Annotated in this window: 17 protein-coding genes and 1 pseudogene; 8 read left to right on the forward strand and 10 right to left on the reverse strand. The window is 64.5% G+C overall.

Annotated elements, in window-relative coordinates; all coding sequences use genetic code 11:
- Positions 1–8 precede the first annotated feature (8 nt).
- The 4 genes and pseudogenes from ACRYLT_RS08415 to rpoB all read right to left on the reverse strand — a co-directional run.
- Positions 9–347, reverse strand: a pseudogene (locus ACRYLT_RS08415) (helicase HerA-like domain-containing protein); the annotation flags it as partial.
- Positions 348–479: 132 nt separating this feature from the next.
- Positions 480–1,658 carry a glycosyltransferase family 4 protein gene (locus ACRYLT_RS08420; RefSeq protein ID WP_482663637.1) on the reverse strand — a complete coding sequence of 393 codons (1,179 nt, stop codon included), beginning with the start codon at positions 1,656–1,658 and terminating at the stop codon, positions 480–482.
- A gap of 229 nt (positions 1,659–1,887) precedes the next feature.
- Positions 1,888–6,174, reverse strand: a complete 4,287-nt coding sequence (gene rpoC, locus ACRYLT_RS08425) for a DNA-directed RNA polymerase subunit beta' (RefSeq protein ID WP_482663638.1) — start codon at positions 6,172–6,174, stop codon at positions 1,888–1,890.
- Positions 6,175–6,242: 68 nt separating this feature from the next.
- Entirely contained in the window at positions 6,243–10,403 is a 4,161-nt protein-coding gene (gene rpoB, locus ACRYLT_RS08430) for a DNA-directed RNA polymerase subunit beta (RefSeq protein ID WP_482663639.1), read from the reverse strand.
- 463 nt (positions 10,404–10,866) lie between these two features.
- Between rpoB and ACRYLT_RS08435 the strand changes: the two genes are divergently transcribed.
- Positions 10,867–11,058 carry a hypothetical protein gene (locus tag ACRYLT_RS08435; RefSeq protein ID WP_482663640.1) on the forward strand — a complete coding sequence of 64 codons (192 nt, stop codon included), beginning with the start codon at positions 10,867–10,869 and terminating at the stop codon, positions 11,056–11,058.
- A gap of 267 nt (positions 11,059–11,325) precedes the next feature.
- On the opposite strand, the gene ACRYLT_RS08440 is transcribed toward ACRYLT_RS08435, so the two are convergent.
- Complete coding sequence (locus ACRYLT_RS08440) at positions 11,326–12,825, reverse strand: TadA family conjugal transfer-associated ATPase (RefSeq protein WP_482665426.1); 1,500 nt, start codon at positions 12,823–12,825, stop codon at positions 11,326–11,328.
- 262 nt (positions 12,826–13,087) lie between these two features.
- Here ACRYLT_RS08440 and ACRYLT_RS08445 point away from each other — a divergent pair, with 262 nt between their 5' ends.
- From ACRYLT_RS08445 to ACRYLT_RS08475, 7 genes are all read left to right on the forward strand, one after another.
- On the forward strand, positions 13,088–13,993 hold the full coding sequence (locus tag ACRYLT_RS08445) for a DMT family transporter (RefSeq protein WP_482663641.1): 906 nt from the start codon (positions 13,088–13,090) through the stop codon (positions 13,991–13,993).
- A 139-nt stretch (positions 13,994–14,132) separates the two neighbouring features.
- On the forward strand, positions 14,133–15,137 hold the full coding sequence (locus ACRYLT_RS08450) for a glycosyltransferase family 2 protein (RefSeq protein WP_482663642.1): 1,005 nt from the start codon (positions 14,133–14,135) through the stop codon (positions 15,135–15,137).
- A gap of 110 nt (positions 15,138–15,247) precedes the next feature.
- Positions 15,248–16,846 carry a hypothetical protein gene (locus tag ACRYLT_RS08455; RefSeq protein ID WP_482663643.1) on the forward strand — a complete coding sequence of 533 codons (1,599 nt, stop codon included), beginning with the start codon at positions 15,248–15,250 and terminating at the stop codon, positions 16,844–16,846.
- An 8-nt stretch (positions 16,847–16,854) separates the two neighbouring features.
- Positions 16,855–17,598 (forward strand): class I SAM-dependent methyltransferase, encoded by a 744-nt coding sequence (locus ACRYLT_RS08460; RefSeq protein WP_482663644.1) that lies wholly within the window; start codon positions 16,855–16,857, stop codon positions 17,596–17,598.
- A complete protein-coding gene (locus ACRYLT_RS08465) occupies positions 17,595–18,818 on the forward strand; it encodes a glycosyltransferase (RefSeq protein ID WP_482663645.1) in 1,224 nt (407 codons plus the stop codon). The genes ACRYLT_RS08460 and ACRYLT_RS08465 overlap by 4 nt, the downstream gene beginning before the upstream one ends.
- Positions 18,815–19,630 (forward strand): class I SAM-dependent methyltransferase, encoded by an 816-nt coding sequence (locus ACRYLT_RS08470; RefSeq protein WP_482663646.1) that lies wholly within the window; start codon positions 18,815–18,817, stop codon positions 19,628–19,630. The genes ACRYLT_RS08465 and ACRYLT_RS08470 overlap by 4 nt, the downstream gene beginning before the upstream one ends.
- Positions 19,618–20,565 carry a hypothetical protein gene (locus ACRYLT_RS08475; protein ID WP_482663647.1) on the forward strand — a complete coding sequence of 316 codons (948 nt, stop codon included), beginning with the start codon at positions 19,618–19,620 and terminating at the stop codon, positions 20,563–20,565. Before ACRYLT_RS08470 ends, ACRYLT_RS08475 begins: the two co-directional genes overlap by 13 nt.
- Positions 20,566–20,603: 38 nt before the next feature.
- Here the strand turns inward: ACRYLT_RS08475 and ACRYLT_RS08480 are convergent, their stop codons facing one another.
- The 5 genes from ACRYLT_RS08480 to atpA all read right to left on the reverse strand — a co-directional run bounded on the left by ACRYLT_RS08480 (position 20,604) and on the right by atpA (position 25,226).
- Positions 20,604–20,867 carry an ATP synthase F1 subunit epsilon gene (locus tag ACRYLT_RS08480; protein WP_482663648.1) on the reverse strand — a complete coding sequence of 88 codons (264 nt, stop codon included), beginning with the start codon at positions 20,865–20,867 and terminating at the stop codon, positions 20,604–20,606.
- Between the two features lie 97 nt (positions 20,868–20,964).
- Positions 20,965–22,431: a F0F1 ATP synthase subunit beta gene (atpD, locus tag ACRYLT_RS08485; RefSeq protein ID WP_482663649.1), complete on the reverse strand. Its 1,467-nt coding sequence runs from the start codon at positions 22,429–22,431 to the stop codon at positions 20,965–20,967.
- A 14-nt stretch (positions 22,432–22,445) separates the two neighbouring features.
- Positions 22,446–22,742, reverse strand: coding sequence for a hypothetical protein (locus ACRYLT_RS08490; RefSeq protein ID WP_482663650.1), 297 nt, complete (start codon positions 22,740–22,742; stop codon positions 22,446–22,448).
- Positions 22,739–23,623, reverse strand: coding sequence for a F0F1 ATP synthase subunit gamma (locus ACRYLT_RS08495; RefSeq protein WP_482663651.1), 885 nt, complete (start codon positions 23,621–23,623; stop codon positions 22,739–22,741). The genes ACRYLT_RS08490 and ACRYLT_RS08495 overlap by 4 nt, the downstream gene beginning before the upstream one ends.
- 73 nt (positions 23,624–23,696) lie before the next feature.
- Entirely contained in the window at positions 23,697–25,226 is a 1,530-nt protein-coding gene (gene atpA, locus ACRYLT_RS08500) for a F0F1 ATP synthase subunit alpha (protein ID WP_482663652.1), read from the reverse strand.
- Between the last annotated feature and the right edge of the window lie 2 nt (positions 25,227–25,228).

Raw genomic sequence — 25,228 nt, forward strand, 5'->3', positions numbered from 1 at the left:
GGCGGGTCCTACCGCCCGCGGAAGAAGCCTCCCAGAAGCCCGCGAACGATCTGGCCGGCGATCCGGTTGGTCAGCTGTCGCTGGACCGAGCGTGCGAGCTGACGGGCCATCTGCTCGTGGACCGGAGCGTTGCGGGCTCGCTCCCGCTCCGCTCGTTCCTGTTCGCGCCGTGCCTTTGCAGGCGACTTCTCGGCCTGGGCCGCGGCTGCCGCCGAGGCAGCCTGTCCGGCCCGCCTGGTGAGGATCCCATGCGCACTCTCCGGATCGACAGCCTGGCCATATCTGTCGCCGATCGGTGACAGGGACTTGAGGATCGCCCGCTCGTTCGCTCCGAGAGCGCCGGTCCGCGACCAGGGAGGCGGACCAGCACCCGTTCAACCGGAGTCGGCGCGCCGTCGCCGTCGAGGACCGAAATCAGGGCTTCGCCGGTACGAGTTCGGTCAGGGCCGAGGCGCCATGTCGCCCCCCAAATCGGCCCATCAGGGGATCGGCGTCGGCTTCTGACGGCCGCCGTCGCGGTGCTGGCGGATGATCCGCAGATAGGAATCGACCAGTTCCTGATTGACCTCGTCCCAGCCGTAGCGGCGGCTCGCCTCGCAGCCCGCTCTGCCGGCCGTCCGGCGAGCTTCCTCGTCCTCGCAATAGAAAGCGAGGGCGTCGGCGAACCGGTCGCAGGCGCCAGGCCGGATCAGTCTCCCCGTGACCTTGTCCTCGACCAGGCTTTCGCTGCCGGTGGCCCTGGCCGCGACGACCGGCAGTCCGGCCGCCATCGCCTCGAGCGTGACGTTCCCGAAAGTCTCCGTCACCGAAGGGTTGAACAACATGTCCATGGAAGCGACCGCCCGCCCCAGATCCGTTCCGTCCTGGTGACCGGTGAAGATCGCCTGGGGCAGCCTCTTTTCGAACCAATCCCGGGCCGGCCCCTCGCCGACGACGAGCACCTGATGGCGGACCTGGCGGCGGGCAAGACGATCGATCGTGTCGGAGAAGACGTCGAGGCCCTTTTCCATTACCAGCCGGCCGACAAAGCCGACCACCGGAGTCCCGTTGGCGATCCCGATCGACTTTCGCCACGCCTCGTCGCGTCGGCCGGGATTGAAGATCTCCCGGTCAATCCCCCGGGTCCAGATGCCGACATCATAGTTCATCCGCTGGTCGCGAAGCAGCTGGGCCATCGAGTCCGAGGGGGCGAAGATGGCGTCGCAGCGGCGATAGAAGCGGCGAAGAACGGCGAGCACCGCCGGCTCGAGGAAGGCGAGTCCGTAATAGCGCGGATAGGTTTCGAACCGGGTGTGGACCGAAGCGACGACCGGCAAATCCCATTTGTGCGCCAGAGTCACGGCGCGATGGCCGAGAATCTCCGGGCTCGCGACATGGAAGATGTTCGGCCGGAACGCCTCCAGGTCCCGCTTGACCCGCCGCGGGATCGCATAGCCGACCTTGTATTCGGGTCGGCGCGGGATCGGGAAATAGGGGATGTGGACGAGATCGCCCCTGGGTTCGAAGGCGGGCTCCTTCACCGTCGGCGAATAGGCCCTCACCGTCGCGCCCTGGCGGATCAGATAGTCGGCCAGGCGGTTGAGCGCCTGGTTCGCCCCGTCCCGGACATAATTGTAGTTGCCGCTGAAGATCGCGACCCGAAGATCCCTGGCGTCCATCAGGGCTCGTCCCGCCGTGGATGATCGCGATGGAAGCGGCGGAACCTGCGGATGCCGACGATTGCGGGCAGGATCAGCAGCGCCAGAAGCAAGAGGACGAAGATTTCCTTCATGGTCCCTCTAGAGCGAATTCAAACCGACTTCGCCAGCCCCGGGTCGTACGGCCGTGAAAAGCGAAAGCGCCCCGCCGCACCGGGCGGCGGAGCGCTTCACTTGTCCAGCCTCGGGCTCACTCCTGTTCGGAGCCGGCCTGCAGATATTCGCCGGCGTCAGCGTCCGTCCCGTGGCCGCTCGGGGCGACCTGAGCGAGAGGATCGGCCTGGATGGCCGCCTCGCGTCCCTGGGCGAGCTCGGCAGCATGCTCTTCGTCGGCGCTGTTCGGCGCGTAGAGGGCCTGCTGAAGCGAGCGCTGCTGGGCGCGAAGCGCCGCGTCGCGCGACGAAGCCGCGATCCGCATCCGCTTCATGCCCGCGCCGGTACCCGCCGGAATGAGCCGGCCGACGATGACATTCTCCTTGAGGCCTTCCAGGCTGTCGACCTTGCCCTGCACCGAAGCCTCGGTGAGGACCCGGGTCGTCTCCTGGAACGACGCCGCCGAGATGAAGCTTCGGGTCTGAAGGCTCGCCTTGGTGATTCCGAGGAGAACCGGCTTGCCTTCGGCGGGCCGGCGCTTCAGCGTCTTCAGCTTCGCATTGGCCTCGTTCATCTCCTGGCGGTCGACCTGCTCGCCGACCAGGAAGGTGGAATCGCCCGAGTCGGTGATCTCGACCTTCTGCAGCATCTGGCGAACGATCACCTCGATGTGCTTGTCGTTGATCTTCACGCCCTGGAGTCGATAGACTTCCTGGATTTCGGCGACGAGATATTCCGCCAGTGCCTTGACCCCGAGCACCTCGAGGATGTCGTGCGGATCGGGGCTGCCGCCGATCAGATTGTCGCCGCGCTTGACGAAGTCGCCTTCCTGAACGTCGATGACCTTGGACTTCGGCACCAGATACTCGACCGGCTCGCCCCCGTCCTCGGGGATGATCGCGATCTTGCGCTTCGCCTTATAGTCCTTGCCGAACGCGATCCGCCCCGAAACCTTGGCGATGATCGCATTCTCCTTCGGCTTGCGGGCCTCGAACAGCTCCGCCACCCGCGGCAGACCGCCGGTGATGTCGCGGGTCTTGGCGGCTTCGCGGCTGACTCGGGCAAGCACTTCGCCCGCCTCGACCCGCTGGCCGTCCTCGACCGAAAGCATCGCGCCCGGCGCCAGCATGTAGCGCGCGGCCTCGCCGCTCTCCTCGTCCAGAAGGGTGATCCGCGGACGCAGGTCCTCCTTGCTCCGGGCAGAGCCGCGGAACTCGGTGACGACGCGCTGGGCGATGCCCGTCGCTTCGTCGGTCTGCTCGGTCAGGGTCTTGCCCTCGACCAGGTCCTGGAACTTCACGACGCCGCCCTTTTCGGTGATCACCGGCATCATGAACGGATCCCACTCGGCCATCCGGTCGCCCTTGGAGACGATATGGCCATGGTCCACCATCAGGTGGGCGCCGTACGGGATCCGATGGGTCGCCCGCTCGCGCCCGTCCATGTCGACAATGGCGAGTTCGCCGTTGCGGGCCATGGCGATCCGCCGACCGCGGGGGTCGATGATCGTCGGCAGGTCGCGAAGCTCGACGGTGCCGTCCACGGCCGCTTCGAGGCTCGACGTCTCGTTGAGCTGGGCGGCGCCGCCGATGTGGAAGGTCCGCATCGTCAGCTGGGTGCCCGGCTCGCCGATCGACTGAGCGGCGATCACTCCGACCGCTTCGCCGATGTTCACCGGCGTACCGCGGGCGAGGTCACGCCCGTAGCACTTGGCGCACACGCCCATCTCGCTCTCGCAGACCAGCGGCGAGCGGATGTTGACGGACTGGATCCCCAGCTCGTCGATCTTCAGCGCAGCGGCCTCGTCGATCAGCTCGCCTTCGCGGGCAATCGTCTCGCCCGACTTGCCGTCGACCACGTCCTCGGCCGGGGTGCGGCCCAGGATCCGCTCGCCGAGCGAGGCGATCACCGCTCCGCCCTGGACGATCGCGCGCATGTCGAGGCTGTTCTCGGTGCCGCAATCCTCCTCGACGACGACGCAATCCTGGGACACGTCGACCAGTCGGCGGGTCAGGTAGCCCGAATTCGCCGTCTTGAGCGCGGTGTCGGCAAGACCCTTTCGGGCGCCGTGGGTGGAGTTGAAATATTCAAGGACGGTCAGGCCTTCCTTGAAGTTCGAGATGATCGGCGTTTCGATGATCTCGCCCGACGGCTTGGCCATCAGGCCGCGCATTCCGGCGAGCTGCTTCATCTGGGCCTGCGAACCACGGGCACCGGAATGGGCCATCATGTAGATCGAGTTGATCGGGGCCATGCGTCCGGATTCGTCCTTCGGCTGCGCCTTGATCTTCTCCATCATCGCGTTCGCCACCTGGTCGCCGCAGCGGCTCCAGGCGTCGATCACCTTGTTGTACTTTTCCTGCTGAGTGATCAGGCCGTCCTGATATTGCTGCTCGTAATCCTTCACGAGCGCCCGGGTCTCCTCGACCATCGCTTCCTTTTCGAACGGGATGATCATGTCGTCCTTGCCGAAGCTGATCCCCGCCTGGAAGGCGTGACGGAAGCCCAGCGCCATGATGGCGTCGGCGAACAGCACCGTCTCCTTCTGGCCGGTATGGCGGTAGACGATGTCGATGACGTCGGCGATCTCCTTCTTGGTGAGGAGTCGGTTGATCGTCTCGAACGGCACCTTGTGGCTCTTCGGGAGGGTTTCGCCGAGCAGCATCCGGCCCGGAGTCGTCTCGAAGCGCTTCATGTAGACATTGCCGTTCTCGTCCGTCTGCGGGACGCGGCTGATGATCTTGGTGTGAAGCGTCACGGTGCCGTTGAACAGCGCCTGGTGAACCTCGGCCATGTCGGCCAGGATCGAGCCTTCGCCCGGCTCGCCCTCGCGCTCCATGGACAGGTAGTAGAGACCGAGCACCATGTCCTGCGAAGGCACGATGATCGGCTTGCCGTTCGCGGGCGAAAGGATGTTGTTGGTCGACATCATCAGGACGCGCGCTTCGAGCTGGGCCTCGAGGCTCAGCGGCACGTGAACGGCCATCTGGTCGCCGTCGAAGTCGGCGTTGAAGGCCGCGCAGACCAGCGGGTGAAGCTGGATCGCCTTGCCTTCGATCAGAACCGGCTCGAACGCCTGAATCCCGAGGCGGTGGAGCGTCGGCGCCCGGTTGAGCAGGACCGGATGCTCGCGGATCACCTCGTCGAGGATGTCCCAGACTTCCTTGCGCTCCTTTTCGACCCACTTCTTCGCCTGCTTCAGGGTCATGGAAAGACCCTTGGCGTCGAGACGCGAGTAGATGAACGGCTTGAACAGCTCGAGCGCCATCTTCTTGGGAAGGCCGCACTGGTGGAGCTTGAGCTCCGGACCGGTGACGATGACCGAGCGGCCCGAATAGTCGACGCGCTTGCCGAGCAGGTTCTGGCGGAACCGGCCCTGCTTGCCCTTGAGCATGTCGGACAGCGACTTCAGCGGACGCTTGTTGGCGCCGGTGATCGTCCGGCCGCGACGGCCATTGTCGAACAAGGCGTCGACCGCTTCCTGAAGCATGCGCTTCTCGTTGCGGACGATGATGTCCGGAGCGCGAAGCTCCATCAGCCGCTTCAGACGATTGTTGCGGTTGATGACCCGGCGGTACAGGTCGTTGAGGTCGGACGTCGCGAAGCGGCCGCCGTCCAGCGGGACGAGCGGGCGAAGCTCCGGCGGGATGACCGGAACGACGTCCAGGATCATCCACTCCGGACGATTGCCGGATTCGAGGAAGCTCTCGACGACCTTGAGCCGCTTGATGATCTTCTTCGGCTTCAGCTCCGATTTGGTCTCGGCCAGTTCCTTGAGAAGGGCTTCACGCTCCCCCTCCAGGTCGAGGTCGATCAGCATCTGCTTGACGGCCTCAGCGCCGATCCCGGCCGAGAAGGCGTCCTCGCCATATTCGTCCTGGGCGTCGAGAAGCTCGTCCTCGGTGAGGAGCTGATACTTTTCGAGCGGGGTGAGGCCCGGCTCGATGACGACATAGGATTCGAAATAAAGGATCCGCTCGAGCTGCTTCAGCTGCATGTCGAGAAGCAGGCCGATCCGGCTCGGAAGCGACTTCAGGAACCAGATGTGGGCGACCGGCGCGGCCAGCTCGATATGGCCCATCCGCTCGCGGCGGACCTTGGAAACGGTCACCTCGACGCCGCACTTTTCGCAGACGATGCCCTTGTACTTCATGCGCTTGTACTTGCCGCACAGGCACTCATAGTCCTTGATCGGACCGAAAATCCGGGCGCAGAACAGGCCGTCGCGCTCGGGCTTGAACGTCCGGTAGTTGATCGTTTCCGGCTTCTTGATCTCGCCGAACGACCAGGAACGGATCCGCTCAGGCGAAGCGATCCCGATCTTGATCTGGTCAAACGTCTCCGGCTTGACGACCGGATTGGCGAAGTTGGTCAGTTCATTCATCTTTCAAATCCCTTTCCGGGGAATTCTGTCTCGGGACGGGTGGGGGAGGGGCGTTTCCGCCCGACCCCTTATTCCGCCGCCTCCGCGAAGTCCTCGTCGGCGTCGTCGGCCAGGCTGTTCAGCTCGACGTTGAGGCCGAGCGAGCGCATTTCCTTGACCAGCACGTTGAAGCTTTCCGGAATTCCGGCCTCGAACGTGTCGTCGCCCTTGACGATCGCCTCGTAGACCTTGGTCCGGCCGATCACGTCGTCCGACTTGACCGTCAGCATCTCCTGGAGCGTGTAGGCGGCGCCGTAGGCCTGGAGCGCCCAGACCTCCATTTCGCCGAAACGCTGGCCGCCGAACTGGGCCTTGCCGCCCAGCGGCTGCTGGGTGACGAGGCTGTACGGTCCGATCGAACGGGCGTGGATCTTGTCGTCCACGAGGTGGTGGAGCTTCAGCATGTAGATGTAGCCCACCGTCACCTTCCGGTCGAACGCCTCGCCGGTGCGCCCGTCGAAGAGCGTGACCTGGCCGCTGTCGTCCAGCCCGGCCTTGCTGAGCATCTCCGACACGTCCGCTTCCTTGGCACCGTCGAACACCGGAGTGCCCATCGGAATGCCGTTGGTCAGGTTGGAGGCGAGCTCCAGCAGCTGATCGTCGTCGCGGCTGTCAATGTCGGCATGGTAGGACGGGCCATAGATGTCCTTCAGCGTTTCGCGGATCTTGCCGACGTCCCCGCTTTCGAGCCCCGCGCTCTTGTGCTGGATGTCCTCCAGCAGAGCGGCGACCTGGCGGCCGAGGCCGCGAGCGGCCCAGCCCAGGTGGGTTTCGAAGATTTGCCCGACATTCATTCGCGATGGCACGCCGAGCGGGTTGAGGACGATGTCGGCCGGAGTGCCGTCCTCCAGGAAGGGCATGTCCTCTTCCGGAAGGATTCGGCTGATCACGCCCTTGTTGCCGTGGCGGCCGGCCATCTTGTCGCCCGGCTGAAGCTTGCGCTTCACCGCAACGAACACCTTGACCATCTTGAGAACGCCCGGCGGAAGCTCGTCGCCCCGCTCCAGCTTCTCGATCCGGTCCTCCAGGCGGCGACGGATCGCCGCTTCGGCCTCGTCATACTGGGCGCGGACGGCTTCGAGGTCGGCCTGGACGGAATCGTCCTTGACCGCGAACTTCCACCATTCGTGCGGCTCGACGCTGTCCATCGTCTCGGCGTCGATCACTCCGCCCTTCTTGACGCCCTTGGGCGCGGCGGTGGCGGTCTGGCCGAGAAGCATCTCGCGAAGCCGCGTATAGGTCGAACGCTTCAGGATGTTGCGCTCGTCCTCGGCGTCCTTGCGAAGCCGGTCCTTTTCCTCGGACTGGATCGCGCGGGTACGGTCGTCGATGTCGATTCCGTGGCGGTTGAACACGCGCACTTCGACGACGGTGCCGGACACGCCCGGCGGCAGTCGAAGCGAGGTGTCGCGAACGTCCGACGCTTTCTCGCCGAAGATCGCCCGGAGGAGCTTTTCTTCTGGAGTCATCGGGCTTTCGCCCTTCGGCGTGATCTTGCCGACCAGGATGTCGCCCGGTTCGACCTCGGCACCGATATAGACGATTCCCGCCTCGTCGAGGTTGCGAAGGGCCTCCTCGCCGACATTGGGGATGTCGCGGGTGATGTCCTCCGGCCCGAGCTTGGTGTCGCGGGCCATCACCTCGAACTCCTCGATGTGGATCGAGGTGAAGACGTCGTCCTTCACGATCCGCTCGGAGATCAGGATCGAGTCCTCGAAATTGTACCCGTTCCACGGCATGAACGCGACCAGCACGTTCCGGCCCAGCGCCAGCTCGCCGAGATCGGTCGACGGACCGTCGGCAATGACGTCGCCCTTGCGGACGAAATCGCCCTTCTTCACCAGCGGACGCTGGTTGATGCAGGTGTTCTGGTTGGAGCGCTGGAACTTCATCAGCGTGTAGATGTCGACGCCCGCCTTGCCGGCCTCGACATCCTCGGTCGCCCGGATGACGATTCGGGCGGCGTCGACCTGGTCGACATAGCCCGAACGGCGAGCAGCGATCGCGGCGCCGGAGTCGCGCGCCACCGTTTCCTCCATGCCGGTGCCGACGAGCGGCGCCTCGGCACGGACGAGCGGCACCGCCTGGCGCTGCATGTTCGATCCCATCAGCGCGCGGTTGGCGTCGTCATTCTCAAGGAAGGGAATGAGCGAGGCCGCAACCGAGACGAGCTGCTTGGGGCTGACGTCCATCAGGGTGATCTGGTCGCGCGGCGCCATCAGGAAGTCGCCGGCACGCCGCGAGGAGACGATCTCCTCGACGAAGCTGCCATCCTCGTTCAGTTCGGCATTGGCCTGAGCGATCGTGTGCTTGGCCTCTTCCATCGCCGACAGATAGACGACCTCGCTGGTCACCTTGCCGTCGATGACCCGCCGGTACGGGGTCTCGATGAAGCCATATTTGTTGACCCGGCTGAACGAGGCGAGGCTGTTGATCAGGCCGATATTCGGCCCTTCCGGAGTCTCGATCGGACAGATCCGGCCATAATGGGTCGGGTGGACGTCGCGGACCTCGAAGCCCGCGCGTTCGCGGGTGAGGCCGCCCGGCCCAAGCGCCGAGACACGCCTTTTGTGAGTGACTTCGGACAGCGGGTTGGTCTGGTCCATGAACTGCGAAAGCTGCGACGAGCCGAAGAATTCGCGAACCGCGGCCACCGCCGGCTTGGCGTTGATGAGGTCGTTCGGCATCACCGTCGACACGTCGACGGAGGACATGCGCTCCTTCACGGCGCGCTCCATCCGAAGCAGGCCGACCCGATACTGGTTCTCGAGCAGCTCGCCGACCGAGCGGACCCGGCGATTGCCGAGATTGTCGATATCGTCGATCTCGCCCTTGCCGTCCTTCAGGTTCACCAGCTCCTTGACGACCGCGACGATGTCCTCGGTACGAAGGGTGGTGATCGTGTCTTCGGCATCGAGGCCGAGGCGCATGTTGAGCTTGACCCGGCCGACGGCGGAAAGGTCGTAGCGCTCGGGATCGAAGAACAGGCCGGCGAACAGGGCCTCGGCGGTTTCCTTGGTCGGCGGCTCGCCGGGGCGCATCACCCGGTAGATGTCGGCGAGCGCGGAATCGCGGTCCTCCGACTTGTCGGCCTTGAGCGTGTTGCGCATCCAGGGCCCGACATTGACATGATCGATGTCGAGCAGCTCGATCCGGTCGATCCCGGCCTTGTCGAGACGCTCCAGATTCTCGGCGGTAACCTCGTCACCGGCCTCGATATAGATCTCGCCGGTCGACTCGTTGATCAGGTCGAAGGCGCTGTAGCGGCCGAAAATCTCCTCGGTCGGGATGACGAGCTGGGTAAGCCCGTCCTTGGCCGCCTTGTTGGCGGCGCGCGGCGAAATCTTCTGGCCGGCCGGGAAGACGATCTCTCCGGTCTCGCCGTTGACGATGTCGAACTGCGGCTTCTGACCGCGCCATTGCTCGGCCACATAGGGGACCTGCCAGCCATTGGCGCCGCGGACGAAGGTCACCCGCTCGTAGAAGGTGTTGAGGATTTCCTCGCTCGACAGGCCCAGGCCGTGGAGCAGGGCCGTCACCGGAAGCTTGCGCTTGCGGTCGATCCGGACGTTGACGATGTCCTTGGCGTCGAATTCGAAGTCGAGCCAGGAGCCGCGATAGGGAATGACCCGGGCGGCGAAGAGATACTTGCCCGAGGCGTGGGTCTTGCCGCGGTCATGGTCGAACAGGACGCCCGGCGAACGGTGCATCTGGCTGACGATCACGCGCTCGGTGCCGTTGACGATGAACGTTCCGTTCGTCGTCATCAGCGGCATGTCGCCCATGTAGACGTCCTGCTCCTTGATATCGAGCACGGAGCGGGTCTCGGTATCGGGGTCGACCTCGAACACGATCAGGCGAAGGGTGACGCGCATCGGCGCGGCATAGGTCATGCCCCGCTGGCGGCACTCGTCGACATCATATTTCGGATCCTCGAGCTCGTAATTGACGAAGTCGAGTTCGGCGGTGCCGGCGAAGTCGCGGATCGGGAAGACCGAGCGCAGAGTCTTTTCCAGGCCGGAGACATAACCGTCCTGCGGCCGCGAGCGAAGAAACTGCTCATAGCTTTCGCGCTGAACCTCGATGAGGTTCGGCATTTCGGAGACTTCGTGAATGTTGCCGAAGATCTTGCGGATACGCTTGGACGCGGTGGGCCGGGTCTCGGGAACCGGAGCTGCCTTGGTCGCCATGGAGGTTTTTCGCCTTCTCGCCTGTCTGCCGCCCCGGCAGAACCGGGGCCAGTCTGTAAAAAATCGGCGCGCAGAAACACAAAAAGCCGCAGGTCCTCCTTCAGGAAAACCGCAGCTTCAGCGTCCTAGAAACCCCAGCCGATCAATGCGTTGAATGCGCGGCGCGACGACGCATCCTGTTCCGAAGGGCTGTGGTGAGGAGCGCGATATAGGGGCGGGGGCGATCGATGTAAAGCCCGCGCCGGCCCGCCCGCCGACTTTCGGCTGACACAATCGACACAATTCCCGCCCTGCGCCGACATCCGGCTGTTGCACGGCGCTTCTACTGGCTGCGGACAGGGAGAAGAAAGATGGAATCGATCCGAATCACGGCCGGGCTTGCGGGTGTCGCCGCAGTCACCTTGCTGCTGCTGCTGATCCAGCTGCATTTCGACAGCGTCGCGATCCTCGGCGGCTGAGCGCCATGAAAACCCTGATCAATCTCCTGCTCGCCATGATCGTCGCGCCGGTCTTCCTGCTGGCGCCGGGCACGCGCGCTTCGGGCGAACCCCAGTTCCATGCCAGCGCCGAGGCGATCCAGCAGGCGGTCGCGCTCGCCCACAGTCGCGCCGTTCGCGCCGGCGGCCGTCCGGGGCCGCTCCGGATCGGGGGCTAGGCCCCTGGGGCCGACGGGCGCTCCGCCGGCCGGATCGAAGAGCCCAAATTACCATAGCCACTTCTGGCGCTTTGTAGGGCCGATGTGTGCGCTGCTCTGAGCTCGATTTCTGAAGGGGGAAGAAATCGGCGCGGAGTGTATCCGCGCCGTCGGTCCTGTCGCCGATGCGGCCGGGGCCGCTCCGGCGCAGGCCGGCCGGCTTCAGCGCACTCTTCGCGCAGCGCGAGAATTGCTGCGCAATCGCTGCGTTGCGCTTGGCGCTTCAGCTCAGAGACACGCTTCCAGATAGGGTTGGTCGAAGCCGAACATCTTCGCTTTCTCGAGCGTGTAGGGCCTCAGGCCCATGCAGCGATATTCGCCGATGATCTTGCCGTCGGGGGTCTCGTCCAGATATTCGAACTTGAACAGCTCCTGGGTCACGATCACGTCGCCTTCCATCCCGATCACCTCGGTGATGTTGGTGCAGCGGCGTGAGCCGTCGCGGAGCCGCTTGACCTGGACGATGAGGTCGACCGAATCCGCGATCTGGCGGCTGATCGCCTCCTTCGGCACCTTGATGTCCGACATCATCACCATGTTCTCCATACGTGCGAGGCATTCGCGCGGGGAGTTGGAGTGAAGCGTCGCCATCGATCCGTCATGGCCGGTGTTCATCGCGGCGAGCAGGTCGAAACATTCCGATCCGCGGATTTCGCCCAGGATGATCCGGTCCGGACGCATACGAAGCGCGTTGATGACGAGATCGCGAATGGTGATCGCGCCCTGGCCTTCAAGGTTCGGAGGTCGGGTTTCGAGCGGAAGCCAGTGCGGCTGCTGGAGCCTCAGTTCGGCCGCGTCTTCGATCGTGATCACGCGCTCGCCCGGGTCGATCAGCTTTGAAAGGGCGTTGAGCATCGTCGTCTTGCCCGAGCCGGTGCCGCCCGAAATGATGATGTTCATCCGGCTCGCGCCGGCAATCTTGAGGACCGTCCCCATCTTGTCCGACAGGGATCCCCAATTCTTCATCATGTCGACGGTGATCGGCTTTTCGGAGAATTTGCGGATCGAGATGGCGGTGCCGCGAAGCGAGAGCGGCGGGATGATGACGTTGACTCGGCTTCCGTCCTGAAGTCGGGCGTCGGCGAGCGGAGTCGTCTGGTCGACCCGTCGGCCGACCTTGTTGACGATCCGCTGGGCGATCTGGAGCAGATGCTCCTCGTCGCGGAACTGGATCTGGGCGATCTCAAGCTTGCCCTTGCGCTCGACGAAGGTCTGGTCGGGCCCGTTGACCATGATGTCCGAAATTTCGGGGTCGTTGAGCAGCTCCTCGAGCGGACCGAGGCCGAGCAGCTCGTCGACCAGCACCTTTTCGAGCGCGAACTGCTCGCGCCGGTTGAGGTTGATCTTCAGCTCGGCGAGCACCTCGCCGATGATCGGCCGGAATTCCTCGGCCAGCTCGTCCTTGGACAGGGTCGCGGCGGCCTCGGGGTCGACCCGTTCGAGCAGGCGCGGAAGCACCTGTTCCTTGATCCTGTGGATCGCCGCCTCGAAGCCTTCGGTCCGGCTCGACGGAGTCCCGGCGACGGCGGCCTGGCGCGCATCGATCCGGGCCATGGCATCCTGGCGCTCCATCGGATCGGGAAGGGCGTCAAACGCGGACGCTTCCTGCTGGAGGGGAAGGTCGTCGATCGGTGGAAACTGGGTTCCGCCCTGGGAAGTGTCGACCAGGCCGGAGCTCTTCATCGGCTTGGCGACCCCGAAAGTGGGTCGACCGGTGCCATTGCCCATGCCGTTGCGTCTTCCGAAAGCCGTCACGCAATACCTCTTATCGTCTGCGGGTGGATCCAACCCGGAGCGGTGGTGAATAAAAGGGAAACTTTGACAATTGCCTAACCGCGCGGCGTAGAGGCCGCGTGTCCACCCACTGCTTCCGGGCCCGCCGGGCCGATCCTTGCCGACTTCCGGCGCTTCTCCCGAGAAGCGAGCGGGAGCGGCAGCCGGCTCTTGCCCGCTTGGTTTCGATCGTTTCCGAAGAGCGGCGGAGGCGCGGGTGAGCCTGGTCTCCACCCGCTCGGCGCTGCTGATCGCCCTGACCGGCTTCGTCTCCCTCTCCTGCGGCGACGCGATCGTGAAGTCGATGGCCGGGCAGTGGCCGGGAACGGCGGTGTCGGCGCTTCGCTACAGTTTCGGGGCGCTCGGCCTCGCCGCCTTTGTCGCTCTGCGGCACGGGCGCGCGGGTTTCGTCCTTCCTCGTCCGGCGCTCCAGCTCGGTCGAGCAGCGGCGGTGAGCCTGGCGACGATCTGCTTCTTCATGGCCGTGATGGCGATGCCGCTGGCGGACGCGACCGCGATCCAGTTCACCAGCCCGATCATCACCGCCTTGCTTTCCCCCCTGGTGCTTCGCGAGCGCACGACCGCCGCGACCTGGCTCGCGACTTTGCTCGCCTTTGCCGGAGTGCTTGTCGTGCTTCGGCCGAACCTGCTCGAGCTCGGCGCCGTGGCGCTCTACCCGCTGGGTGCGGCCTTCGGCATGTCCTGGCTGATGATGTTCAACCGGAAGGCGGCCGGCGATGCTCCGGTGGCGGTGATGCAGCTCCTGCTGGCGGCGATCGCGGCGCCGATCCTGGTCGGGATCGCCGCCTTGCTCGACGCCCTTGGCGGAGCGCCCTTCCAGATCGGCACACCAAGCTGGGAAGTGGTGTTCAAATGCCTGGCGGTGGCGGGCTTCGCCACTCTGGGCCACACCCTGATCTATGTCGCCGCGACCCGGGCGAGCGCCCAGCTGGTCGCACCGATGACCTATGTCCAGCTACTCGTCGCCGCGGCGCTTGGCTGGGTCTGGTTCAACGATTCGCCGGACGCGGCAACCTTCGGCGGAGCCGCCCTGATCGTCGCCGGCGGCTTGTGGCTGTGGCGAAGCCAGAAGCGGCCGCCGCCGCTCCGGGTGCCGGGCTGACGCTTTCCGACTGGACTGGAGCTCGTCTCGCCAGCTTGGCGGAGGACGCGCCACGCCGGCGCGACGTGGTTAACGAATTTTAGAAGAGTTGGCCGCAGAAACACAGCCGAAGCCCAGGCAGAGAGCGTCGAGCCCCTTCATGAAGCTGATCGTCCAGATCCCTTGCCTCAACGAAGAGGAAACGCTCGCGGCGACGCTTGTCGACATTCCGCGGCACATTCCCGGGATCGACGCGATCGAGATCCTGATCATCGACGATGGCTCAACCGATCGTACGGTCGACGTCGCCCGGCGGTTCGGCGTGCACCATATCGTGCGCAACCGCCACAATCTCGGACTGGCGCGGTCCTTCTCGCGAGGAATCGAGGAATGTCTGCGGCTTGGCGCGGACATCATCGTCAACACCGACGGCGACAATCAGTATCGCGGCGCTGATATCGCGAAGCTCGTTCAGCCGATCATCGAGGGCCGCGCGGACATCGTGGTCGGCGACCGCGAGACTCGCAAGGTCGCCCATTTCTCGCAGCTCAAGAAGATTCTCCAGGCATTCGGCAGCGGTATCATGTCGAAGCTGACCGGGCTCGATTTGCCGGACGCGGTGTCGGGCTTCCGTGCCTTCAGCCGCGAGGCCGCCTTCAAGACCAACATCGTGTCGCCGTTCAGCTATACGCTGGAGACCATCATCCAGGCCGGCTCCAAAAAGCTGAAGATCCTGTCGGTGCCGGTCGGCACCAACGGGAAAACGAGGGAGTCGCGCCTCTTCACGAGCATTCCGGGCTTCGTCTCGAGGCAATTGAAGACGCTGGTGCTGATGTACGTGATGTACCGGCCGCTTCGGGCGTTCAGCGCCATCGGTGTCATCCTCGCTCTCGTCGGCATGGCGCCGATCGCCCGCTTCCTTTATTTCTGGTCGAACGGAGACGGCAGCGGCCACCTTCAGTCGCTCGTGCTCGGCGGCGTGCTGGTCGTGATGAGCTTTGTCGCCCTTGCGACCGGACTCCTCGCCGACGTCGTTTCCCGCAACCGCCAATTGCTGGAAATGACCCTGGAAAAGGTCCGGCGAATGGAGATCGATCGCGCCGGCGGCGAAGGCCAGCGTCAGCCGGACGATGTTGACCCGGGACGTTCGGTTCTGCGCGCATGACCGGACTTGTTCAATACCGAATGCCCGTTGGTGCCGATGAGCGCTCCCGCGGCGCCTTTGACGCGGTAAATCGTAGGTCGGCAAGCCGATCCGACCGGCTGCTTATTGGCTTGGCGCTTGTCCTGGTCGTAGTGCTCCAGCTCCATCTGGCCTGGACCAAGAGCATCAACTGGGATGAATTCTTTTTCTTCAGCCGGTTCCGCGAGCTACTCGATGGACGTCTGAGCGATCCCTGGCAGACCTCCTACACTCGTCTTCTTCATCCGCTGCTGAACCTGCCCGGGAACGGGATCGACCAGCTCCTGATCGGTCGGACCGCAATGTTGTGCGCCGAGTTGATCGCCGCTGCTGCTCTCTTTGGAATAAGCTGCCGGTTCACTGATCGCCGGACTGCGGCCCTTTGTGCTCTCACTTATCTCACGGCGGGCTACGTTTTCCTTCACGGTTTTGCTTTTCGAGCCGATCCCTTGGCAACGGCCTTGCTGATGATGGCGCTATGGTGCGTCTGCTGTCGTCCGCTGAACTGGGCCCATGCGGCCCTCGTCTCACTACTCCTCGCTCTGGCAACGATGCTGACGATCAAGGCCGTTTTCTACGGACTTCCGCTTATCGGCGTTGCCATCCTGCGGTGGCAGGAGAAGGATCAAGGCGCAGCCGTGTTGCGCTTCGGGGCCGGCACCTTGATCCTGACTGCGTCGCTCTTCATCCTGCTGTTCGTTCTCCATGCCTCAGGATTGTCCCCGGTTCCGATGGCGGCGCGCGAAAGTGGGATAGTTTCGGCTTGGGAGACGGTCTTTTCTGCCGGCTTCCTACCGCAGGCCAAATATGCACTTCGCCAGGCGGTCCTCGCCCCGCATGTGGCACTGATGCTCGCCCTTGCGCCGTTCCTTTGGCGGCGACGCTTCTCCGATTGGCGTGAGAGAGTTGCCCTGGCCGGCTGCTGGCTGCCGCTTGTGACACTGCTTTTCTATCGCAACAGCTATCCCTACTATTTCGTGTTTCTGCTTGCGCCGGCGATGATCGCCGCAATCCCGGTGATTGAACTGGTCGTCCGTCGAATTGGCGCCCGCCTCTACGCAGCGGTTCTTGTCGCCATGTCGATCGCGTTGACGATCGCTGAGCCACGTCAGGTTCTTCCGCTTCAGCGATCCATCGTCGATGCCGTGCACGAGATATTCCCTGAACCTGTCGCCTATTTCGATTTCAGTGGCACGGTAGGACAATATCCGCGGGCTCTGGCCTTTCTCACCTCCGGGTGGGGCCTGCAGCGCTATCGCCTCGCTGGCGAGCCGTTGCTGACCCGGATGATGGCGGAGCGACCCGTCCCACTGCTGATTGTCAATCATGCGGTAATTGGGGCGTCCCTTGCCGGCCGAGATGATTCTGGAACCTTCCTGCCGATCGACTCCCGTTCGCTTCGCGAAAACTATGTCGAGCATTGGGGTCCGATCTGGGTTGCTGGCAAGCATATCCCGTCGGGGTCGAGACCGGGTACGATCGTGATACGGGTACCCGGAACCTACACGGTCGAGAGCGCCCCGATCACGATCGGTGGAAAGCGACTTCAGCCTGGTCAGGTCGTCCATCTGCGTCGAGGCCGCTACCGGATCGTGCCTGACCGGCTTCGCGGATCGGTGCTGCGATGGGGGCGTCACCTTCGGATGCCTGTGGCCAAAGCGCCGCCCGGCTTTCCTTTCACAGATTATTGAGGACGTTCATGGCTCAACCGGCTCGCGCGCTGAGATTCCTGGCCGACGCACGGCGCGAGTCGCTCGATCGTTCGCCGTCGGCCAGTGCGTTCACGAACAGATACTATTCCGGCACCACGTACGCCCTCTGGCGTGCGGCGGCCAATCTGACGCGACGAGCGTCCAAGGGATTGGTGCTGGACGCGGGATCGGGGCGGGGCGCCTGGGCGGCGATCATCGAAGCGGCGGGCGGGACAAGGGAATCGGTCGACATTGCTCCCAAGGCAGGGGAGAAAGTGACCTGGGTTGCGGACCTCATGGATATGCCGCAGGTGGAGTCGGCCCGCTACGACGCCTGCATCTGCCACCAGGTTCTTGAACATGTTCCAAGACCAGATGCGGCCCTTCGGGAGCTCTATCGAACTCTGAAGCCGGGTGGGTTACTGGTGGTCAGCGTTCCCCACCTGAGCCGGCTGCATGAGCTTCCGAACGACTATTTCCGCTTCACGCCTGGCGGATTGAGGCACCTGCTCGTCGAAACAGGGTTCGAGATCGAGGAGATCAAGACCTTCGGAGGTCTGCTGACCTTTGTTCATCACCAGTTTTCTACCCTGGTTCTTGGTGGAGCGGCCTTGGCGCGGCCAATCTATCTGGCGGCAGTCCTGCTCAATGCGCCGCTATCGATCCTGACCGAAGCGCTCGATCGGCTGCTCGATTCCAGCGGAATGCTCGCCAATGGGGTCGTGGCCGTGGCGAGGAAGCCAGGACGATGAACTCTGGTGCTCCTCCCAAACCCAAGCTGCTTATTCTCACTTCTACCCTGCCACGCTGGCTGGGTGACAGCGAACCTCGCTTCGTTCTTGATCTCGCCCGGGCTCTGTCGAACCGATTCGAGCCGTTGATCCTCGCGCCGATGGCCGTCGGTGCAGCCCGATATGAGTTGCTTGAAGGTGTGGCGGTCAGGCGCTTCTCTTATGCGCCAGTGTCCGGCTGGCAGCAGCTTGCGGCTCCGGGCGCGATCATGCCCAACCTGCGTCAGAGCCCGCTGCTTTACGCCTTGGTGCCGGCCTTTCTGTTCGCCCAGCTATTCGCCTTGGTAAGGCTGCTGCGACGCGAGCGCTTCGACCTGATCCACTGCCATTGGCTGATCCCGCAGGGTCTCGTGCTGGCGCTCGCCCGCCTGTTCGTTCGAGTTCCACCGACACTGGTGACCTGTCATGGAGCCGATGCCTTCACCCTGGAGTATCCGCCGATCTCCATGCTGAAGCGATGGGTTCTGCGAAGTGCCGACGCGGTGTCGGTGGTGTCGCGCGAGATTGCTCGACATTTTGCAGCAAGCGGGAGCAGAAAGCTGCTGCACATCCCGATGGGAGTCGATCTGGACCGGTTCGCGACGCGACAGGAGATGGCAATTCCCTCACGCGGGATCCTGTTCGTCGGACGCCTTGCGCCCAAGAAGGGGGTCGATCACCTCATCCGGGTACTAACCGATCGTCGACTGGCCGAACTGAACGTGCCGTTGCGGATAATAGGCGACGGTCCGCTGCGGACAGAGCTGGAGCAACTTGCCTTCGACCTTGGCGTGGCGGAACGGGTAACCTTCACCGGTGCGCTTCCACACTCTCGTCTGCGGAGGGAAATGGAAGGCGCAGCTGTCTTTTGTGCACCCTTCGTCATTGCCAAAGACGGCGATCGCGAGGGTACTCCGACCGTGCTGCTGGAAGCTGCGGCCGCTGGAATGCCGATCGTCACGACGGACGTTGGCGGATGCGGAGATATAGTCGTTTCCGGTCACTCCGGCTGGCTCGTGAAGCCCGGCGATGAAAGGGCGCTGGCCGACTCGCTATTCGAGGCAATAAGCGACCGGCGAAGAGCCGGAGACCTGGCCCTCCAGGCGCGTCGGCGAGCGGAGGAGCATTCCTGGCCTCGCATCGCCGCGCGCTATGCCGAGGTTCTCGACTGCGTCCGGGTGTCTGGAAAGCGAGCCGCATGACTCCTTCATTCGACGAGCTTTTTGGCGCCCTGTCCGGTGACGGCTGGTTTCCATCCCCGGCCCATGTGCTCCGGCGGGCGGCGATCCTCGATGCGTTTGGCCATTTCCCGCCTGGTCGCCTCCTCGAGATGGGCTGTGGCGCCGGGCGTCTGCTAGTGGACTGGGCGCGGCTCGGCCACTCAGGCCTGGCCGTTGATCTGGATCCGACCGCCCGCTCCTTGGCGACCCGCTGCACACGCGCGTTCGCGCTCGACTTTGAAATAGCGGCGGTTCCCGATGGAACGGAGATGTTCGACTATCTCGTCGCCACGGAAGTGCTGGAGCATGTCGAGGCGCCAGGTGCACTGCTCGGAGAATGGCTTTCGAGGCTTCGCGAAGGCGGGATCTTCCTTGCCACCGTTCCGGCGTTCCAGCGGCTGTGGGGGCGTTCGGATGAATGGGCGGGGCACGTCACCCGTTTCGAGCCGGATGACTTCCTAACCCTCGTTCGGAGTAACGGGCTGGAGATCCTGGAGGCCCGACTCTACGGATACCCGATTGGGAACGCGATCAGAGCCGCGGGGAACCTTGTGTCCCGCTTCAGGACTCGCCGCGGCGAAGCCGATCGATTGGAGGCGACGCTCGCCAGCGGTCACGACCGCTCCGTAGAGGCCAAGCTTTCACGCCTGTTTCGCTCCACTCCATCGCGCCTTGCCTTGAAAAGCGCGATCGCACTTCAGCGCCATCATCCGGACCGGGGCCACGGATTGCTCGTGGTCGCGCGCAAGCCCTGCTTCCAGTCTCAGACCGGCGAAACCCGGTGCGTCGCCTGATTTCCTTTGCCCGAGGTTCCGCCGCTCGCTGGCTTGGGATGTTGTTCTCCGGAGCAGCACTGGCGGTATTCCTGCACGTGGTAGGGGACTCGCTTACCGCTTCGGAGTCACGCCGACTGCTTCTGGATCAGTGGCCGGCTCTGCTCGGCGCCCTCGGCCTCTATTGCCTCGCTTATGGGCCAATGACCGCAGGCTGGATCCTTCTTGCCCAGACTTGTGGAGCGCGCATCGAGTTCCGCAGTCTCGCGCGGATCCTGCTCCTCTCGCAGATCGCGAAGTACCTGCCCGGTAACATCGCTCAATTCGTCGGACGCGCGTGGATCGGCCAAGCACATGGCATCCCGATAAAGATTTCAGCCGCCGCCATGGTGCTCGAACTTGCCGGAATACTCGCTGCCTGCTCAATGCTGGCGATCATCGCGCTCGCGCTGGGATTGGTCGCCGGCGCCGATCGGATCCTCGACCATGCCACTTGGCTCGTCGCTGCGGCACTCGCTGCCATTGCTGGATTGATCGGCTCCCTCATCGCGTTGCGCGACGGGGGAGATCAGACGAGCTTGCTCAGATCTCTGGCGCTCGCAACGCTCTGCTACTTGCTGGTACTGGCGCTGCTCGCCGCTGCCAATCTGGTGCTGGTGAGCGGGATCACCGGCGCCTGGAGCGGATCCGCGGTCGGGGCGGTGGCGGGGGCGTTCGTGGTAAGCTGGCTTGTCGGCTTCGTCACCCCCGGCTCACCCGCCGGGCTTGGCGTACGCGAGCTAGCCTTCTTTGCTATCTTAGCCGGGGTGTATCCCGATCAAGTGCTGGCACTGACAGCCGCTGCTTTCCGGATCGTCACCGTGACGGGCGACTTGCTCGCTTGGTTGCTGGGTTTCGCGCTTCGAGGCCGGGCAGTCCAGCTTGTCTCCAGGCCGGTAGTTACGGTGTCCGATTGAACCGAAGCCTGGAGGTATCAGCGAGCCAAAGTCCTAGCTCAGGCCGCGACGTCGGCCTTTTCGGCCAGCACCGTCAGCCCGCGCTCGTTCACTTCGGCGAAGCCGCCTTCGATCGTGATCCGTTCCGGCTCGGCGCCGGCGGTGCGATAGACGGCGAGTTCGCCGTTGCGGACCGTCGACATGACGGGGGCGTGGCCCTCGAGAACGCCGAAATCGCCTTCGGTGCCGGGCACGACCACCATGTGCACCTCTTCGGAGCGAAGCAGCTTTTCGGGCGTCACCAGTTCGAATTTCAGCGCCATCGTCTCTTTCCTGAATTGCGCGTCCCCTGACCGTCGATCGACGGTCAGGGCACCGCCTGAGCCAGGCCTCGAGGGCCTGGCGATCCGCCCAGCGGGATCAGGCCTCCTGGGCCAGCCTCTCGGCCTTGGCGACCGCTTCCTCGATTCCGCCGACCATGTAGAAGGCGGCTTCGGGCAGGTGGTCATATTCGCCGTTCACCACCGCCTTGAAGCTTCGCACCGTATCCTCGATCGGAACGAACTTGCCGGGGATGCCGGTGAACACTTCGGCGACGTGGAACGGCTGCGACAGGAAGCGCTGGATCTTGCGGGCGCGGCTGACGACCAGCTTATCCTCTTCGGAAAGCTCGTCCATGCCGAGAATGGCGATGATGTCCTGGAGCGACTTGTAGCGCTGAAGGATCGCCTGGACGGCACGGGCGGTCTCGTAATGCTCCTGGCCGACGGTACGCGGCTCAAGCACGCGGCTGGTGGAGTCGAGCGGGTCGACCGCCGGGTAGATGCCGAGCTCCGAAATGGCGCGCGACAGAACGGTGGTCGCGTCCAAGTGGGCGAAGGAGGTCGCCGGCGCCGGATCGGTAAGGTCGTCGGCGGGCACGTAGATCGCCTGGACCGAAGTGATCGAGCCCTTGTTGGTGGAGGTGATCCGCTCCTGAAGCGCGCCCATGTCGGTGGCGAGCGTCGGCTGATAGCCCACCGCCGAGGGGATTCGCCCGAGCAGCGCCGACACTTCGGAACCCGCCTGGGTGAAGCGGAAGATGTTGTCGACGAAGAAGAGCACGTCCTGGCCTTCCTGGTCGCGGAAATATTCGGCGATGGTGAGGCCGGAAAGCGCGACCCGGGCGCGGGCGCCCGGCGGCTCGTTCATCTGGCCGTAGACCAGGGCGACCTTCGATCCTTCGGAGGTGGCATTGCCATTCTCGTCCTTGGCGATCACGCCCGCGTCGAGGAATTCGTGGTAAAGGTCGTTGCCCTCGCGGGTGCGCTCGCCGACTCCGGCGAACACCGAGGTTCCGCCATGGCCCTTGGCGATATTGTTGATCAGCTCCTGGATGAGCACGGTCTTGCCCACTCCGGCGCCGCCGAACAGGCCGATCTTGCCGCCCTTGGCATAAGGGGCGAGAAGGTCGATGACCTTGATTCCGGTGACGAGGATCGAGGATTCGGTCGACTGCTCGACGAAGCTCGGCGCCTCGGCATGGATCGGGGCGGTCAGGTCGGTTTCGATCGGGCCGCGCTCGTCGATCGGCTCGCCGACGACGTTCATGATCCGGCCGAGCGTCTTGGGGCCGACCGGAACCCGGATCTGCGATCCGGTGTCGCGCACTTCCTGGCCGCGGGTCAGGCCGTCGGTCGAGTCCATGGCGATCGTTCGCACCGTGCTCTCGCCGAGATGCTGGGCGACCTCAAGGACGAGGCGGTTGCCGCCATTGTCGGTTTCGAGCGCGGAGAGGATCTCCGGAAGCTCGCCGTCGAAGGTGACGTCGACGACGGCGCCGATCACCTGGCTGATTCGGCCGACATTGTTGGTGGTTGCGGGACGGTCGATTGCGGCGGTTGCCATGTCTGTTTTCCTGCTCAGTTCAATTCGGGTTGTTGTTCGTCGCAGCGCGTCGGTCCGTCGATCCAGACCCATTCGCCCTCCGCCTGCTGGAGGATCGCCTCATGCTGTGCCCAGCGTCCGTCGGCGCCCTGCATCTCGTAGCGGCAGCTGAACTGGACCGAGCCTTCCTCGGCGCGCTGGCAGCTGACGTTGCGGGTCGCGGCGCGCGGCTCGGGGCAGGCGGCGCGAAGCGCGGCATTGAACTGCGCGGCCGTCGGCGCGCCCGACTGGGCGGCAGCGGCAAGAGCGAGGAGGCCAAGGATGGTCTTCATAGCGCTTCGGCTCCGGAGATGATCTCGATCAGCTCCTTGGTGATAGCCGCCTGGCGCGTGCGATTATACTGGATGGTGAGGCGGTTGATCATGTCTCCCGCATTCCTCGTCGCATTGTCCATCGCCGTCATCCGGCTTCCCTGCTCGGAAGCGGCATTTTCGAGCAGGGCCCGGAAGACCTGGACGGCGAGGTTGCGCGGCAGAAGCTCGGCGAGGATTTCCGACTCGTCCGGCTCATATTCGACCGCCGGCTGGACTCCGCCGCCGGCGCCGGCCGGGTTTTCGGCCGTCTGGACCGGAATGATCTGCTGACCCACCGGCTCCTGGACCAGGGCCGAGCGGAACCGGGCGTAGAAGAGGTGGACGACGTCGATCCCGTCGGTGGTGTAGCGATCGATGATGTCGTTCGCGATCGCCTGGGCATCGGCGAAGCTCGGCTGCTTCATTTCGCTGGTATCGTGCTGGTGCACGATCTGGCGCGGGAAGAGGCGCTGGATCACCGCCCGGCCCTTGCGGCCGACCAGGTAGAAATAGACCGTCTTGCCCTGCGCCTGCAGATCTTCCGCCTTCCGGCGGGCGGCGCGGACGATGTTGGCGTTGAACGCTCCGGCCAGGCCGCGGTCGGAGGTGCACACGACCAGAAGGTGGCAATTGTCGGCGCCGGTGCCGGCGAGCAGCTTGGGGCTCTGCGGGCCCGGGGCGATCCGGCCCGCCAGGCTCGCCACCACTTCGGTCATCCGCTCCGAATAGGGACGCGCGGCTTCCGCCGCCATCTGCGCCCGGCGCAGCTTGGCGGCGGCGACCATCTTCATCGCCTTGGTGATCTTCTGCGTCGACTTGACCGACGAGATCCGGTTCTTGAGCGCCTTGAGGCTGGCCATCTGTTTCCCTTGTGCGTTCCTGCGCGGGCAGGAACCCGGTTCGGGCTCCCGCTTTCGCGGGAGCCGAGGTCAGTTACGCAAACGTCTTCACGAAGTCGCCGAGGATCGACTTGAGGCGGTCAATCGTCTCGTCGTCCAGGGCCTTCGAGTCGCGGATCTTGCCCAGAACGTCGGAATGCTCCGAGCGCATGTGGCTGAGCAGGGCGCCTTCGAAGCGGGTCACCGCCTCGGTCGGGATCCCGTCGAGGAACCCGTTCACGCCGGCGAAGATCGAAACGACCTGCTCTTCGACCGGCATCGGGCTGAACTGCGGCTGCTTGAGCAGCTCGGTCAGCCGAGCGCCGCGATTGAGCAGGCGCTGGGTCGAGGCGTCTAGGTCGGACCCGAACTGGGCGAAGGCCGCCATTTCGCGATACTGGGCGAGCTCCAGCTTGATCGATCCCGCCACCTTCTTCATCGCCTTGGTCTGGGCGGCCGAACCGACCCGGCTGACCGACAGGCCGACATTGATGGCCGGACGGATGCCCTGGTAGAAAAGCTCGGTTTCGAGGAAGATCTGGCCGTCGGTGATCGAGATCACGTTGGTCGGGATGTAGGCCGACACGTCGCCGGCCTGAGTCTCGATGATCGGAAGCGCGGTCAGCGATCCCAGGCCATTGGCCTCGTTCAGCTTCGCGGCGCGCTCGAGCAGGCGGCTGTGGAGGTAGAAGACGTCGCCGGGATAGGCTTCGCGGCCCGGCGGGCGACGAAGCAGAAGCGACATCTGCCGGTAGGCGACGGCCTGCTTGGAAAGGTCGTCATAGACGATGACGGCGTGCATGCCGTTGTCGCGGAAATATTCGCCCATCGTGCAGCCGGTATAGGGCGCCAGGAACTGGAGCGGCGCCGGCTCGGAAGCGGTGGCGGCGACGACGATCGAATATTCCATCGCGCCATTCTCTTCGAGCTGGCGAACGATCTGGGCGACGGTGGAGCGCTTCTGGCCGACCGCGACGTAGATGCAGTAGAGCTTCTGGCTCTCGTCGCCGGACTTGTTCACCTCGCGCTGGTTGATGAACGTGTCGATCGCGACGGCGGACTTGCCGGTCTGGCGGTCGCCGATGATCAGCTCGCGCTGGCCGCGGCCGATCGGCACGAGGGCGTCGAGCGCCTTCAGGCCCGTCTGGACCGGCTCGTGGACCGACTTGCGCGGGATGATTCCGGGCGCCTTGACCTCGACCCGGCGGCGCTCGGTCGCCTCGATCGGGCCCTTGCCGTCGATCGGGTTGCCGAGACCGTCGACCACTCGGCCGAGCAGGCCCTTGCCGACCGGAACGTCGACGATCGTCTCGGTGCGGCGGACGGTGCTGCCCTCGCTGATTTCGGCGTCGGAGCCGAAGATCACGATTCCGACATTGTCGGCTTCGAGGTTGAGGGCCATGCCCTTGATGCCGTTCTCGAACTCGACCATCTCGCCCGCCTGGACCCGGTCGAGGCCATAGACTCGGGCGATGCCGTCGCCGACCGACAGCACGGTGCCGACCTCGCTGACCTGGGCTTCGTTGCCGAAGCTCGAGATCTGGTCGCGGATGACCTTGGAAATTTCAGCGGCGCGGATGTCCATTT

It is taken from the genome of Sphingosinicella sp. SM1-17 (genome assembly GCF_056821765.1).

Excerpts from the sequence above, each read along its gene's own strand:
- ACRYLT_RS08490 (WP_482663650.1), bottom strand. The coding sequence starts at position 22,742 with ATGAAGACCATCCTTGGCCTCCTCGCTCTTGCCGCTGCCGCCCAGTCG.
- ACRYLT_RS08480 (WP_482663648.1), bottom strand. The coding sequence starts at position 20,867 with ATGGCGCTGAAATTCGAACTGGTGACGCCCGAAAAGCTGCTTCGCTCC.
- ACRYLT_RS08450 (WP_482663642.1), top strand. The coding sequence starts at position 14,133 with ATGAAGCTGATCGTCCAGATCCCTTGCCTCAACGAAGAGGAAACGCTC.
- rpoC (WP_482663638.1), bottom strand. The coding sequence starts at position 6,174 with ATGAATGAACTGACCAACTTCGCCAATCCGGTCGTCAAGCCGGAGACG.
- ACRYLT_RS08465 (WP_482663645.1), top strand. The coding sequence starts at position 17,595 with ATGAACTCTGGTGCTCCTCCCAAACCCAAGCTGCTTATTCTCACTTCT.
- ACRYLT_RS08470 (WP_482663646.1), top strand. The coding sequence starts at position 18,815 with ATGACTCCTTCATTCGACGAGCTTTTTGGCGCCCTGTCCGGTGACGGC.
- ACRYLT_RS08420 (WP_482663637.1), bottom strand. The coding sequence starts at position 1,658 with ATGGACGCCAGGGATCTTCGGGTCGCGATCTTCAGCGGCAACTACAAT.
- ACRYLT_RS08495 (WP_482663651.1), bottom strand. The coding sequence starts at position 23,623 with ATGGCCAGCCTCAAGGCGCTCAAGAACCGGATCTCGTCGGTCAAGTCG.
- rpoB (WP_482663639.1), bottom strand. The coding sequence starts at position 10,403 with ATGGCGACCAAGGCAGCTCCGGTTCCCGAGACCCGGCCCACCGCGTCC.
- ACRYLT_RS08440 (WP_482665426.1), bottom strand. The coding sequence starts at position 12,825 with ATGGGCAATGGCACCGGTCGACCCACTTTCGGGGTCGCCAAGCCGATG.
- ACRYLT_RS08460 (WP_482663644.1), top strand. The coding sequence starts at position 16,855 with ATGGCTCAACCGGCTCGCGCGCTGAGATTCCTGGCCGACGCACGGCGC.
- atpD (WP_482663649.1), bottom strand. The coding sequence starts at position 22,431 with ATGGCAACCGCCGCAATCGACCGTCCCGCAACCACCAACAATGTCGGC.
- atpA (WP_482663652.1), bottom strand. The coding sequence starts at position 25,226 with ATGGACATCCGCGCCGCTGAAATTTCCAAGGTCATCCGCGACCAGATC.
- ACRYLT_RS08435 (WP_482663640.1), top strand. The coding sequence starts at position 10,867 with ATGAAAACCCTGATCAATCTCCTGCTCGCCATGATCGTCGCGCCGGTC.